Raw genomic sequence first — 14,219 nt, 5'->3', positions numbered from 1 at the left:
GCGCTCATGGATAACTTGCGTCCCCTTTTGTGGCTCAGCCTGGCCTTCGTCCTGTTCCTGATGTGGCAGGCCTGGAATCAGGATTACGGCACCCCTGCGGAACCCGAGACCGCCGAGCAGGAAGTCGAGGATCCCGAGGCGCGCCCCGAGGACGTGCCCGATGCCCCGCAGTTCGAGGACGAGGATGATCCCCGCGCCGCGGCCGAGGACGAGCCCGATCTCAGCCCGATCCAGGAGCCGGATCGCCGCCAGTTCACCGTTCGTACCGACAAGCACGAACTGCTGATCGATACCCGTGGCGGCACTATCCTGCGGGCTGATCTCCTCCAGTATCCGCGCGACCTTCAGGACGACCCGCTGGTGCCCGTGCGCCTGTTCGACCACCGTGTGCGGGGCTATGTCGCCCAGAGCGGCCTGACGCACGACCGCGTCAACGATCGGGCGATGGAAGGCCGGGCCCCCTCGCACCACGCCAACTTCGAGGTCGAAGGCGATCATTTCGAGATGGCCGAGGGCGACGATACCCTCCAGGTGCCGATGCGCTGGGTCTCGGACGATGGCGAGATCGAGGTCATCAAGACCTACACCTTTACCCGCGGGACCCACCTGATCGAGGTGGATTACGAGGTCCGCAACCAGGGCGATTCCACCTGGAGCGGACGCCAGTATCGCCAGCTGCGCCACGGGCCAACCCCGGATCGCGAATCCTGGTGGTTGTACACCTTTACCGGCGCGGCCTACTACGACGGCAGCTACCAGCGCGAGCGCTTCGAATCGCTCGCCGATGACCCGATCCAGCAGCGCTTGCATGGCGGCTGGGTGGCGATGATCCAGCACTATTTCGTCTCCGCCTGGGTTCCGGGCGAGGACGAGGTGAACGCCCTGTACGCGCGCGCCGTGCCCGGCGAAGTCGGCGAGGAATACCTGATCGGCCTGCACTCGGCCGAGCCCCTGACTGTGCGCCCGGGCGAAAGCGGGCAGCTGCAGACGCGCCTGTGGGTCGGGCCGAAGCTGCAGGATGAACTCTCCGAGATCGCCCAGGGGCTGGAACTGACCGTCGACTACGGGATGTTCACCTTCCTGGCCAAGCCGCTGTTCTGGCTGCTGGACCTGATCCACAGCGTCGTCGGGAACTGGGGCTGGTCGATCGTGCTGCTGACCATCCTGATCAAGATCGCGTTCTTCAAGTTGTCCGCGACCAGCTACCGCTCCATGGCGCGCATGCGCAAGGTCGCGCCCAAGCTGCAGGCACTGAAGGAGCGCTACAAGGACGACAAGCAGCGCATGAACCAGGCGCTGATGGACCTCTACAAGAAGGAGAAGATCAACCCGCTGGGTGGCTGTCTCCCGATCCTGGTCCAGATCCCGGTGTTCATCGCCCTGTACTGGGTGCTGCTGGAGAGTGTGGAACTGCGCCAGGCCCCGTGGTGGCTGTGGATCCAGGATCTGTCCTCGCGTGATCCGTACTTCATCCTGCCGATCCTGATGGGCGTGTCCATGTTCGTGCAGTACAAGCTGAACCCGCCGCCGATGGACCCGGTGCAGCAGAAGATCTTCATGGCGCTGCCGTTCGTGTTCACCGTGTTCTTCGCCTTCTTCCCGGCGGGCCTGGTGCTGTACTGGTTCACCAACAACCTGTTCTCCATCGCCCAGCAGTGGTACATCACGCGCAAGATCGAGGGCGGCGAGGACCCGGACAAGCAGAAGAGCTGACCGGGCCGTGACCGTGGCGGATACCATCGTCGCGGTTGCCACCCCGCCGGGGGTCGGCGGCATCGGCGTGGTCCGCCTGTCGGGCCCCGAGGCACTGACGATCGCGCGGCGCCTGACCGGGCGCGACCGCCTTCGACCGCGCCATGCCCACTACGGCCGCCTCCTCGATCCGGGCAGCGGCGAGGCGATCGACGATGGCCTGATCCTCTATTTCCCCGCGCCTCATTCCTACACCGGCGAGGACGTGATCGAGTTGCAGGGCCACGGCAGCCCGGTGCTGCTGGAGGCGCTCGTCGCGGCATCAGTCGATCTCGGCGCCCGCCGCGCGCGGCCGGGCGAATTCACCGAACAGGCCTTTCTGAACGGCCGCCTCGACCTCGCGCAGGCCGAGGCCGTCGCCGATCTGATCCATGCCCAGACGGCCCAGGCCGCGCGCCTGGCCCGCTCCAGCCTCGATGGCGCGCTGGCCGCGGAGCTGGAGCCGGTCTCCCGGGCCATCCGCGACATGCGCGTGATCATCGAGGCCGAGATCGACTTCGGCGAGACCGACCTCGAATCCGAGGCCGCCCCGGATATCGCCCGGCGGGCGGAGAACCTGCACACGACTATCCTTGCGCTCCTCGAGCGTTTGCGCCCGGCCCGCTACTTCGCCCAGGGCCTGCGTCTGGCCCTGGTGGGTGCCCCGAATGTCGGCAAGTCCAGCCTGATGAATCGCCTGGCCGAGAGCGAGGTGGCGATCGTCACCGACCGCCCCGGGACCACCCGCGACGTGCTGCGCTCACCCATCGCCATTCACGGCATCCCGGTCGAGCTGATCGACACCGCCGGACTGCATGCCAGCGACGACCCGGTGGAGCGGATCGGCATGGAGCGCGCCCGCGAGGCCGCGACGGGGGCGGACCTGATCCTGGAGCTGCGGGATCTGACCCGGCCGGACGCCGTCCCCGATCTGGAGGCCCCGCCCGAGATCCCGCGGCTCACGGTCTGGAACAAGCAGGACTGCGTTGCGGATTCCCGACCTGCAGAGGGGATCGCCATCTCGGCGCGCACGGGTACGGGCATCGATGAACTGAAGCAGGCGATCGTCGAGCGGCTGGGTGCCGGCGAGGGCGGACAGCAGCGGTTCAGTGTGCGGGCACGCCACCTTGATGGCCTGCGCCTGGCGGCGCTGCATCTGGGTCGTATCGAGGCCAGTGCTGCGCCCGACCTGATCGCCGAGGAGCTGCGCCTGGCCGAGGCCGCGCTGGATGCCCTGCTGGGTCGCCAGGACCACGAGGCCCTGCTCGGCGAGATCTTCGCCGGCTTCTGCATCGGCAAGTGATGGCGTAGCAAAACCCTGATCCATGTATACGCTCGCCTTGTTACCCCAGGATTCCGCGATCCCGTTGCGGCCGCTTCGATGCCGCCGCCACTCCTGCTAAACTGCTGATTTTACGTTTTCGGGCCGACCATCGGTCGGGCTTATAGAGGTCATGGCAGAAGAATTCGATGTCATCGTGATTGGCGGCGGACACGCCGGCACCGAGGCCGCACTGGCCGCGGCGCGCGCGGGTGCGCGCACGCTGCTGCTGACCCACAACATCGAGACCATCGGCCAGATGAGCTGCAACCCGGCGATCGGCGGCATCGGCAAGGGCCACCTGGTGAAGGAGATCGATGCCCTGGGGGGCGTGATGGCGCGTGCGGCGGATGCCGCCGGCATCCATTTCCGCATCCTCAATCGGCGCAAGGGCCCGGCGGTGCGCGCAACCCGCGCCCAGTCCGACCGGCAGCTCTATCGCCAGGCCATTCGCCAGCTCGTGGAGGCCGAGCCGAATCTCGAGATCTTCCAGCAGCCGGTGGCCGACATCACCATGGAGGGCGATCGCGTGACCGGCGTGGTCACCGAGGCCGGCATTGCGTTCCAGGCCCGCGCCGTCGTGCTGACGGTGGGGACCTTCCTGAATGGTCAGATGCATACCGGGCTCACCCAGCAGCCGGGCGGCCGCGCGGGCGATCCGCCGAGCGTGCGCCTGGCCGCGCGCCTGCGCGAGATGGCCTTTGCGGTCGGGCGCCTGAAGACCGGAACCCCGCCGCGCATCGACGGGCGCAGCGTCGATTTTTCGCGCCTCGAGGTGCAGCCGGGCGATGACCCGCGCCCGGTGTTCTCGTTCACCGGCTCCGCCGACGACCACCCGGCCCAGCGCCCCTGCCATATTGCGCGCACGAGCGAGAAGACCCATGACTTGATCCGGGCGAACCTCGATCAGGCCCCGATGTATTCCGGCCAGATCGACAGCACCGGACCGCGCTACTGCCCCTCGATCGAGGACAAGGTCGTGCGCTTTGCCGACAAGAGCAGCCACCAGGTCTTCGTCGAGCCGGAAGGGCTGACCACCCACGAGCTCTACCCGAACGGCATCTCCACCTCCCTGCCCTATGCGATCCAGGTGCCGCTGGTGCAGAGCATCAAGGGCTTCGAGCACGCCCGCATTACCCGTCCGGGCTACGCGATCGAGTACGACTACTTCGACCCGCGCGGCCTGCGCCCGTCGCTGGCCACGCGCGAGGTCGCCAATCTGTTCTTCGCCGGGCAGATCAACGGCACCACCGGATATGAAGAGGCCGCCGCCCAGGGCCTGGTCGCCGGGCTCAATGCCGCCCGCCTGACCCGGGACGCCGAACCCTGGATCCCGCAGCGTTCCGAGGCCTACATCGGCGTGCTGATCGACGACCTGGTCACCCGCGGCACACAGGAGCCCTACCGTATGTTCACCTCGCGCGCCGAGTACCGGTTGCTGCTGCGCGAGGACAACGCGGATCTGCGCCTGACCCCGATCGGCCGCGAGTACGGCCTGGTCGACGATGCCCGCTGGGCACGGTTCGAGCGCCGCGCCGCGGCGATCGAGTCGGAGATGGGCCGGCTGGCCCAGACGCGGCCGGACCGCGATCAGCGCACTCGCCCGGCCCTGGCCGAGCTCCTCGGCAAGGCCCCGGAACCGGATGCCACGCTGCTCGATCTGCTGCGCCGGCCGGAGGCCGACTATGACGGGTTGATGCAGGCCCTCCCGGAGCTGGATGCGGGCTGCACGCCGGACGTGCGCGAGCAGGCGGAGATCCAGGCCAAATACGCCGGGTACATCGAGCGCCAGCAGGCCGAGGTCGCACGCCAGGCGAAGGCCGACCAGACGGCGCTGCCGGATAACCTCGACTACGCGCGGGTACATGGCCTGTCCAACGAGATCCGCCAGAAGCTCGCCGAATTCCGACCGCATACGCTGGGCCAGGCCCAGCGCATCCCGGGCGTAACCCCGGCTGCGCTGTCCGCCCTGGCCGTACACCTGAAACAGCGCGCCAGTGGCGAGTAACGACTGGCGCGCGGCGCTGGGCGCCGTGGCCGACGAGTGGGCGCTGGACAGTGCGGCCATCGAGGCCCTGGCGGTCTATCTGGAGCAGCTCGGGCGCTGGAACCGGGTGCACAACCTGACCGCCGTGCGCGACCCCGAGCAGTGGATCCCCCGACACATCCTCGACAGCCTGACCCTGCGCCCGTATCTTCACGGGGACCGCATCCTGGATGTCGGGACGGGCGCCGGCCTGCCGGGCTTCGTGCTGGCCGCCTGCGAGCGCGCGCGCGATTTCTGCCTGCTGGACAGCGCGGCCAAGCGTATCCGCTTCCTGCGCAACGTGATCGGGCTGGCCGGCCTGACCCGCGTCGAGGCCGTGCACAAGCGGATCGAGGATTTCCGACCCGCCGCGCCCTACACCACGGTGCTGGCGCGGGCATTCAAGGCCCCGGCAGACATGGTGGCGCGCGTCGCACCGCAGGTGGCCACGGGCGGGCGGGTGCTGGCCATGCTCGGGCAGCGATCGGTGGCGGACGCGCCGCTGCCGACCCCATGGTCGTACCGGAGTGTGGACCCGGTTACCATTCCCGGCGAGACCGCCGAGCGGCACATCGCCATTATCGAGAGAGCCGACACGTGACCGATACGCTGGCCATCACCAATCAGAAGGGCGGGGTGGGCAAGACCACGACCTGCGTGAACCTCGCCGCCTCGCTTGCCCGGCTGGGCAAGCGCGTGCTGGTCGTGGACCTCGACCCGCAAGGCAATGCCACCACCGGTTCCGGCGTCGACAAGCACGCCGACGATCCGACCTCCTGCGAGGTGCTGCTGGGCCAGGCCACGGTACCGGAGGCGGCCCATCGCGTGGAAGGCGGTTTCGATCTGGTGCCGGCGAACGGGGACCTGACCGTGGCCGAGGTGCGATTGATGGACCAGGAGCGACGCGAGTACCGCATGCGCGAGGCGCTGACCCCGGTGGCCGCCGATTATGACCACATCCTGATCGACTGCCCGCCCTCGCTGAACCTCCTGACGGTCAACGGGCTGGTGGCCGCCGACGGGGTGGTGATCCCGATGCAGTGCGAGTACTACGCGCTCGAAGGCCTGACCGCGCTCATGCGCACGATCGAAAGCATCCAGAAGGGCCCGAACCCGCAGCTGCGCATCGCCGGGCTGCTGCGCACCATGTTCGATCCGCGCAACCGACTGTCCGGTGACGTGTCCGACCAGCTCACCGGCCATTTTGGCGAACGGGTGTTCCGGACTGTGATCCCGCGCAACATCCGTCTGGCCGAGGCCCCCAGCTTTGGTCAGCCGGCCTTGTTGTATGATGCCTCTTCGCGCGGGGCGGTGGCCTACCTCGCGCTGGCCGGCGAGATGCTGCGCCGCTGATCGCGCCCAGGGAAACACTGATTAATGCACACGCTCGCGTTGGCACCCCAGGTTTTTCGAGACAAGGCGCGTCGTGCAGCGGGTAGTGGTTCTACCCGCCCGTTTTCGATTGATTCGGGGCGCAACGCAGAATCGGGGAACCTGGGGTGCCAACCCCGAAGGGGCTCGGCCGCCCGTTGTTATCGCAAACGGGCGCGCGCACGGCGTTGCGGTTCCCTTGTGCAGAATGCTGCACGGCAGTCACCGCGCCTTGTTCGCACGCAAAAGCGACTCGAGCGCGAGCGCGTGCATTAATCAGTGTTTCCCTAGACGAGCAGGACTGAAACGATGGCAAAACGTGGACTGGGCCGCGGGCTCGATGCCCTCCTGTCGGGGGCACAGAGCGGCGGCGACGAGAGCGACTCCCTGGCGCAACTGCCGATCGAGCAGATCCGCCGCGGTCAGTATCAGCCGCGCGTGCATATGTCCGAGCCCGCGCTTGCGGAGCTGGCCGAATCGATCCGCGCCCAGGGCATTGTCCAGCCGGTGGTCGTGCGTCGGGTCGAAGGTGGCTTCGAGCTGATCGCCGGCGAGCGCCGCTGGCGCGCCGCCCAGATCGCGGGACTGGAGAGTGTGCCCGCCGTGGTCCGCGACATCCCGGACCAGGCCGCGGCCGCGATGTCGCTGATCGAGAATATCCAGCGCGAGGACCTGAACCCGCTGGAAGAGGCCCAGGCCATCCGGCGCCTGATCGACGAATTCGAGATGACCCACCAGGCGGCCGCCGATGCGGTCGGCCGTTCGCGCACCTCCGTCACCAACCTGCTGCGTCTGCTCGAGCTGCACGACGTGGTCAAGGAACACGTGAACGAGGGCCGGCTGGAGATGGGTCATGCCCGTTCGCTGCTGGCCCTGCCGCTGGACGATCAGCCGGGTGTGGCCGCGACGGTCGTCAAGCGCGACATGACCGTTCGTGCCACCGAACAACTGGTCAAGAAGGTCCTCTCGGCGCAGCCGGAACCGCGCAAGGAGGCCGGCCCCTCGGCCGAGGTCAGGCAACTCGAAAGCCGTCTGTCCGACCGCCTCGGGGCGCCCGTTCAGGTCCGGTACAACCGTCAGGGCAAGGGCCGGCTGGTCATCGAATACAACAGCCTCGACGAACTCGACGGCATCCTCGAACACATCCAGTAGACTGCCCGCCCGCCTGCCCCAAAGCCCTTCGCCACAAGGCTTTGGGCGACCCATAACGGTTTGACCTAATAGAAGGGTGCACTTATAATGCGCGCACTTTTTGGGAGAGGGGTGGGTGTGCCCATCCGCTGAATGACACCGCGACGCTACAGACACGCCCTACAATCGCTTGGTCTGCAGCTCGCCCTGACGCTGATACTGTCGGGCCTTCTTCTGGCCCTGTTCCCCCCGATCGTGGCGATCTCGGCCGTGGTCGGCGGTATGACCGCGACTCTCGGCAATGCCGTGGCCGCGGTCGTTGTGTTTCGAGCCTACCGTTCCGATCAGGTGGGCTCACTCACGGCGCGCATGATGGGCGCCGAGCTGGGACGACTCGTAATCATCGCGGTGGCATTCGGGGTGGCGTTCGCTCACCTGGACGAGCCGAATCTGCTGGCTTTGTTCGGCGTCTTCCTCCTGGTGCACCTGGCCCCGCTGTGGTGGCTGCACCGGGTTTCTGATCAAGCAATGACGAGATAACTGCATGGCTTCAGAAAGCGAACTGCCCACGATGGAAGAGCACATTGCTCACCATCTCACCAACCTGACCTTCGGCTATCACCCGGAGCAGGGGCTCGGGATCGCCACCACCAGCACCCAGGCCGCCGAGATGGGTTTCTGGGCCATCCATGTCGATTCGATGCTCTGGTCGATCGGTCTTGGGTTGCTCTTCCTGCTGACGTTCCGCGCCGCGGCCAAGAAGGTTACCGCCGGCGTCCCGGGTGGCTGGCAGAATTTCGTCGAAATGATCATGGACTTCGTCAATGACAACGTCCGTGGTTCCTTCAAGCACAAGAACGACATGGTTGCGCCGCTTGCGCTGACCATCTTTGTCTGGATCTTCCTGCTCAACCTGATGGACCTGGTGCCGGTGGATCTCCTGCCGCACATCGCCTATCTGCTGGGCATCCCGTACTTCAAGATTGTGCCGACCACGGACATCAACGTGACCGCGGGTCTGGCGTTGGGTGTGTTCGTCCTGATCATCTACTACTCGCTGAAGATCAAGGGCCCGGTCGGCTTTATCAAGGAACTGACGGGTATCCCGTTCCAGACCAACATCGTGTTCCTGAAGCCGATCTTCTGGGTGATCAACTTCGTGCTGGAGTTCATCAACCTGCTGGCCAAGCCCGCATCGCTCGCCCTGCGACTGTTCGGCAATCTGTACGCGGCCGAGATGATCTTCATCCTGATCGGCGTGATGTACTCCGCGGGCCTGATCCTGGGTCTGGCTGGCGGCGTGCTGCATGTTGGCTGGGCGATCTTCCACATCCTCGTGGTGCCGCTGCAGGCCTTTATCTTCATGGTGCTGACCGTCGTCTACCTCGACATGGCGTACAGCGAAGACCACTGATCCGATTCACCTTCAAACTGACCGTTTCAACACTCGACTGGAGATACAAAAATGGAAATGGCTAACGCTCTGATCGTCCTGGCTGGCTCGCTGCTTCTGGGTCTGGCCGCTGTCGGCGCCGCCATCGGCGTGGGTACCCTGGGTGGTCGCTTCCTGGAAGGCGCCGCGCGTCAGCCCGAGCTGATCCCGATGCTCCGCACCCAGTTCTTCATCGTGATGGGTCTGACCGACGCCGTGCCGATGATCGGCGTGGGTATCGGCCTGTACGTTCTGTTCGCCCTGGGTTAACAAGGCTGAGCGAGTCCCGAGGTCCCCTCCACTCGTCAACCTGAGGTAGCAGGATGAATATCAATCTGACCATCATCGGCCAGCTCCTCGCGTTTGCGGTCTTCGTGTGGTTCACGATGCGCTACGTTTGGCCGCCCATGTCCGCCGCCCTGGAAGAGCGCCGCAAGAAGATTGCGGACGGCCTGGCTGCCGCCGAACGCGGCGAAAAGGAACAGGAGCTCGCCCAGGAGCGAGCGACCGCGGTGATCAAGGAGGCCAAGCAGCAGGCCAACGAGATCATGGCCTCTGCGCAGAAGCGGGCCACCGAGCTGGTCGAGGAAAGCAAGACCACCGCGCGCGAGGAAGGCGAGCGGATCAAGGAACAGGCGCACTCCGAAATCGAGCAGGAGATCAACCGCGCGAAGGAAGAGCTGCGCAAGCAGGTCTCCCAGCTGGCGGTTGCCGGTGCCGAGCAGATCCTGGCCAAGGAGATCGATGCCAAGGCCCATGGCGATCTGCTGAAGAAGCTCGCGGCCAAGCTCTAAGGAGACGTTATGTCAGACCTGATTTCGGTCGCCCGACCCTACGCCCGCGCCGCGTTCGAGCGGGCCCAGGAGAAAAACGATCTCGCTGGCTGGGCCGAGCAGCTCGAGTTGCTGGCCGCGATCGCCCGGGACTCGCAGATGCACAGTCTCCTCTCCAACCCGCGGCTCCCGCGTGCCGATCGCGCGCAGCTCGTGCTGGATGTGGCCGGCGACAAGGTCGGCCCCGAGGCCGGCAACCTGGTTCGGCTGCTGGCCGAAAACGGTCGCCTGCCCGCGCTGCCTGCTGTGTTTGATGCGTTCTCCACGATGAAGGCCGACGCCGAAAAGCGCGTGCACGCCGACGTAATCGCCTTCCGCAAGCTCACGCAGGCGCAGGAGAAAGAAATCCACGATGCCCTGGCCAAGGGCCTGGGCTGCGAAGTCGATCTCGAGTGTTCGGTCGACAGCTCCCTGCTCGGGGGAGCCATCATCCGCGCCGGCGACCTGGTAATCGACGGCTCCGTGCGAGGCCAGCTGAACCGCCTGGCTGCCAATTTGAGTCGCTAAGAGGATATTTAACATGCAACTGAATCCCTCCGAGATCAGTGATCTGATCAAACAGCGCATCGAGAAATTCGATGCCTCCTCCGAGGCCGCCAACGAGGGCTCCGTGGTCAGCCTGACCGACGGTATCGCTCGTGTGCACGGCCTTGGCGATGTCATGCAGGGCGAGATGATCGAGTTCCCCGGCGACACCTTCGGCATGGCGCTCAACCTCGAGCGCGACTCTGTCGGCGTCGTGATCCTGGGTGACTACAAGCACATCAAGGAAGGCGATACCGCCAAGTGCACCGGCCGCATCCTGGAAGTGCCGGTGGGCGAGGGCCTGCTGGGCCGCGTGGTCGATTCCCTCGGCCGCCCGATCGACGGCAAGGGTCCGGTAGACACCGGTGTCACCAGCCCGATCGAGAAGATCGCCCCCGGTGTTATCGACCGCCAGTCGGTTGACCAGCCCCTGCAGTCCGGCATCAAGGCGATTGACGCGATGGTCCCGGTCGGCCGCGGCCAGCGCGAGCTGATCATCGGTGACCGCCAGACCGGCAAGACCGCGGTGGCCATCGACGCGATCATCAACCAGAAGGACTCCGGCGTTAAGTGTATCTACGTCGCCGTGGGTCAGAAGGCCTCGTCGGTTGCCTCCGTGGTGGCCAAGCTGGAAGAGGCCGGTGCGATGGAGAACACGATCATCGTCGCCGCCAACGCCTCCGAGTCGGCCGCGATGCAGTTCATCGCCCCGTACGCCGGCTGCGCGATGGGCGAGTACTTCCGTGATCGCGGCGAAGACGCCCTGATCGTCTACGATGATCTGACCAAGCAGGCCTGGGCCTACCGCCAGGTGTCCCTGCTGCTGCGTCGTCCGCCGGGCCGCGAAGCCTATCCGGGTGACGTCTTCTACCTGCACTCGCGTCTGCTGGAGCGCGCCTCGCGCGTGAACGCCGACTACGTCGAGCAGATGACCGACGGCGAAGTGAAGGGCCAGACCGGCTCGCTGACCGCGCTGCCGATCATCGAGACCCAGGCGGGCGACGTCTCCGCGTTCGTGCCGACCAACGTGATCTCGATCACCGACGGCCAGATCTTCCTCGAGACGGACCTGTTCAACTCCGGTATCCGCCCGGCGATCAACGCCGGTCTGTCGGTCTCCCGAGTCGGTGGTTCCGCACAGACCAAGATCATCAAGAAGCTGGGTGGCGGTGTGCGTCTGGCGCTGGCGCAGTACCGCGAGCTGGCCGCGTTCTCGCAGTTCGCCTCGGATCTGGACGAACTGACCCGCAAGCAGCTCGACCGCGGCAAGCGCGTGACCGAACTGATGAAGCAGGGCCAGTACCAGCCGATGTCTATCGGCGACATGGCGTTCTCGCTGTTCGCCGCTAACGAGGGCTACCTCGATGACGTCGAGGCCGAGAAGGTCGTGAGCTTCGAAAAGGAACTGATCTCCTACGCGCGTTCCTCGCAGAAGGACCTGCTTGACGAGATCAACAGCTCTGGCGACTACAACGACTCCATCCAGGAAAAGCTGAAAAAGGCCCTGGAAGAGTTCAAGGCCAAGCACAGCTGGTAACGGGAGCACGCAATGGCGGGCACTAAGGAGATTCGGACGCAGATCAAGAGTATCCAGAATACTCAGAAGATCACCAAGGCCATGGAGATGGTCGCCGCGTCCAAGATGCGCAAGGCCCAGGACCGCATGGAGGAGTCCCGGCCTTACGCCCAGAAGATCCACGACGTGATCGGTCACGTCGCGATGGCCAATGCGGAGTACAAGCATCCGTTCATGGTCGAGCGCGACGTGAAACGCGTGGCGCTGATCATCGTCTCGACCGATCGCGGTCTTTGCGGCGGGTTGAATACCAACCTGTTCAAGAAGGCCGTCGGCGAGATGCGGCGCTATCGCGAAGAGGGCGTCGAGGTCGACCTGTGCGTGATCGGCAACAAGGCGCTGCAGTTCTTCAAGCGCCTGGGTGGCAATATCGTGGCCGAGGCGCGCGATCTGGGCGACCGCCCGCACATCACGGACCTGATCGGCTCCATCAAGGTCGTGCTGGACAACTTCCGCGACGGCAAGGTCGATCGCGTCGTGCTGCTGGAAAACAAGTTCGTCAACACGATGACCCAGCAACCGGAGGCGACCCAGCTCCTGCCGACCGCGCCGAGCAAGGACGAGTCCCTGAAGCATCACTGGGACTACATCTACGAGCCGGATACGGTTCCCGTGATGGATACCCTGCTCGAGCGTTATGTCGAGTCGCTGATCTACCAGGCAGTGGTCGAGAACGTGGCCTGCGAAATGGCCGCGCGCATGGTCGCGATGAAGTCCGCCTCCGACAACGCCGGCACGATGATCAAGGACCTGCAGCTCGTCTACAACAAGGCGCGCCAGGCCGCGATTACCCAGGAGATCTCCGAGATCGTCAGCGGCGCGGCTGCGGTCTAGCGCCCGCCGGCACGATTCGATCGGCTCGGCACGAATTACGACTTACGAGGATGAACAAATGAGTTCCGGAAAAATTGTCGAAATCATCGGCGCCGTCGTGGACGTGGAGTTCCCCCACGGCGAAGTGCCCAAGGTCTACGACGCTCTGACCCTGGAGAACGGCCTGACCCTGGAAGTCCAGCAGCAGCTGGGTGACGGCGTCGTGCGTACGATCGCCATGGGGACCACCGAGGGTGTGAAGCGTCAGACCCCGGTCACCGCGACCGGCAAGCCGATCTCCGTGCCGGTCGGCAAGGGGACCCTGGGCCGCGTGATGGACGTCCTTGGCCGCCCGGTGGACAACGCCGGCGACGTAGAGGCCCAGGAGACCTGGTCGATCCATCGTGCCGCCCCGACCTTCGACGAGCAGGCGGGCTCCACCGAGCTGCTGGAAACCGGCATCAAGGTTATCGATCTGCTGTGCCCCTTCGCGAAGGGCGGCAAGGTCGGCCTGTTCGGCGGTGCCGGCGTGGGCAAGACCGTGAACATGATGGAGCTGATCCGCAACATCGCGATCGAGCACTCCGGTTACTCCGTGTTCGCCGGTGTGGGCGAGCGTACCCGTGAAGGGAACGACTTCTACCACGAGATGAAGGACTCCAACGTCCTCGACAAGGTGGCCCTGGTTTACGGCCAGATGAACGAGCCGCCGGGCAACCGTCTGCGGGTCGCGCTGACCGGTCTGACCATGGCCGAGTTCTTCCGTGACGAAGGCCGCGACGTGCTGATGTTCATCGACAACATCTACCGCTACACCCTGGCCGGGACCGAGGTCTCCGCGCTGCTGGGTCGTATGCCGTCCGCGGTGGGCTACCAGCCGACCCTGGCGGAGGAGATGGGTGTGCTGCAGGAACGCATCACCTCCACCAAGAAGGGTTCGATCACCTCCATCCAGGCCGTCTACGTGCCGGCGGATGACCTGACCGACCCGTCCCCCGCCACGACCTTTGCGCACCTGGATGCGACCGTCGTGCTGTCGCGTCAGATCGCCGAGCTGGGGATCTACCCGGCGGTGGATCCGCTGGACTCCACCTCGCGCCAGCTGGACCCGCAGATCATCGGGCAGGAGCACTACGACACCGCCCGCGCGGTGCAGGGTACCCTCCAGCGCTACAAGGAGCTGAAGGACATCATCGCGATCCTCGGCATGGACGAACTGTCGGAAGACGACAAGCTGGTCGTGGCCCGCGCGCGCAAGATCCAGCGCTACCTGTCGCAGCCGTTCTTCGTGGCCGAGGTCTTCACCGGTGCGCCCGGCAAGTACGTGTCCCTGAAGGACACCATTCGTGCGTTCAAGGCCATTGTCGCGGGTGAGTACGACCACCTGCCGGAGCAGGCCTTCTACATGGTCGGCACCATCGAGGAAGCCGTCGAGAAGGCCGAGAAGCTCGGCTAAGGAG

The 14,219-nt window shown here is 65.6% G+C and carries 14 protein-coding genes; all 14 read left to right on the top strand.

Annotation, left to right across the window (positions count from 1 at the left end; genetic code table 11):
- Positions 1 to 6: 6 nt before the first annotated feature.
- The 14 genes from yidC (at position 7) to atpD (ending at position 14,215) form a co-directional block, all read left to right on the top strand.
- Complete coding sequence (yidC, locus tag F623_RS0101480; protein ID WP_018861065.1) at positions 7 to 1,713, top strand: membrane protein insertase YidC; 1,707 nt, start codon at positions 7 to 9, stop codon at positions 1,711 to 1,713.
- A 7-nt stretch (positions 1,714 to 1,720) separates the two neighbouring features.
- Complete coding sequence (gene mnmE / locus F623_RS0101475; protein WP_018868127.1) at positions 1,721 to 3,034, top strand: tRNA uridine-5-carboxymethylaminomethyl(34) synthesis GTPase MnmE; 1,314 nt, start codon at positions 1,721 to 1,723, stop codon at positions 3,032 to 3,034.
- Positions 3,035 to 3,185: 151 nt separating this feature from the next.
- Positions 3,186 to 5,060, top strand: a complete 1,875-nt coding sequence (mnmG, locus tag F623_RS0101470) for a tRNA uridine-5-carboxymethylaminomethyl(34) synthesis enzyme MnmG (RefSeq protein WP_018861067.1) — start codon at positions 3,186 to 3,188, stop codon at positions 5,058 to 5,060.
- A complete protein-coding gene (gene rsmG, locus F623_RS0101465; RefSeq protein ID WP_018861068.1) occupies positions 5,050 to 5,679 on the top strand; it encodes a 16S rRNA (guanine(527)-N(7))-methyltransferase RsmG in 630 nt (209 codons plus the stop codon). Before mnmG ends, rsmG begins: the two co-directional genes overlap by 11 nt.
- The gene (locus F623_RS0101460) at positions 5,676 to 6,431 is read left to right on the top strand and encodes a ParA family protein (protein WP_018861069.1); all 756 of its coding nucleotides are present in this window, start codon (positions 5,676 to 5,678) and stop codon (positions 6,429 to 6,431) included. The genes rsmG and F623_RS0101460 overlap by 4 nt, the downstream gene beginning before the upstream one ends.
- A gap of 327 nt (positions 6,432 to 6,758) precedes the next feature.
- Positions 6,759 to 7,601, top strand: coding sequence for a ParB/RepB/Spo0J family partition protein (locus F623_RS0101455; RefSeq protein ID WP_018868128.1), 843 nt, complete (start codon positions 6,759 to 6,761; stop codon positions 7,599 to 7,601).
- A gap of 132 nt (positions 7,602 to 7,733) precedes the next feature.
- Entirely contained in the window at positions 7,734 to 8,120 is a 387-nt protein-coding gene (locus F623_RS0101450) for an ATP synthase subunit I (RefSeq protein ID WP_018861071.1), read from the top strand.
- Positions 8,121 to 8,151: 31 nt separating this feature from the next.
- A complete protein-coding gene (atpB, locus tag F623_RS0101445; RefSeq protein WP_018868129.1) occupies positions 8,152 to 8,994 on the top strand; it encodes a F0F1 ATP synthase subunit A in 843 nt (280 codons plus the stop codon).
- Between the two features lie 51 nt (positions 8,995 to 9,045).
- A complete protein-coding gene (atpE, locus tag F623_RS0101440; protein WP_012983953.1) occupies positions 9,046 to 9,282 on the top strand; it encodes a F0F1 ATP synthase subunit C in 237 nt (78 codons plus the stop codon).
- A gap of 53 nt (positions 9,283 to 9,335) precedes the next feature.
- A complete protein-coding gene (locus F623_RS0101435) occupies positions 9,336 to 9,806 on the top strand; it encodes a F0F1 ATP synthase subunit B (RefSeq protein ID WP_012983952.1) in 471 nt (156 codons plus the stop codon).
- A 9-nt stretch (positions 9,807 to 9,815) separates the two neighbouring features.
- Positions 9,816 to 10,352 (top strand): F0F1 ATP synthase subunit delta, encoded by a 537-nt coding sequence (locus F623_RS0101430; protein WP_018861073.1) that lies wholly within the window; start codon positions 9,816 to 9,818, stop codon positions 10,350 to 10,352.
- 13 nt (positions 10,353 to 10,365) lie between these two features.
- Positions 10,366 to 11,907: a F0F1 ATP synthase subunit alpha gene (gene atpA / locus F623_RS0101425; RefSeq protein WP_018861074.1), complete on the top strand. Its 1,542-nt coding sequence runs from the start codon at positions 10,366 to 10,368 to the stop codon at positions 11,905 to 11,907.
- Between the two features lie 12 nt (positions 11,908 to 11,919).
- The gene (atpG, locus tag F623_RS0101420) at positions 11,920 to 12,780 is read left to right on the top strand and encodes a F0F1 ATP synthase subunit gamma (RefSeq protein WP_018861075.1); all 861 of its coding nucleotides are present in this window, start codon (positions 11,920 to 11,922) and stop codon (positions 12,778 to 12,780) included.
- Between the two features lie 58 nt (positions 12,781 to 12,838).
- Complete coding sequence (gene atpD, locus F623_RS0101415) at positions 12,839 to 14,215, top strand: F0F1 ATP synthase subunit beta (RefSeq protein ID WP_018861076.1); 1,377 nt, start codon at positions 12,839 to 12,841, stop codon at positions 14,213 to 14,215.
- Positions 14,216 to 14,219 lie beyond the last annotated feature (4 nt).

Source organism: Thioalkalivibrio sp. ALD1, assembly GCF_000381245.1.
GTDB lineage: Bacteria > Pseudomonadota > Gammaproteobacteria > Ectothiorhodospirales > Ectothiorhodospiraceae > Thioalkalivibrio.
The sequence above is the reverse complement of the archived record's forward strand: the minus strand, read 5'-3'. Positions and strand labels throughout refer to the sequence as shown.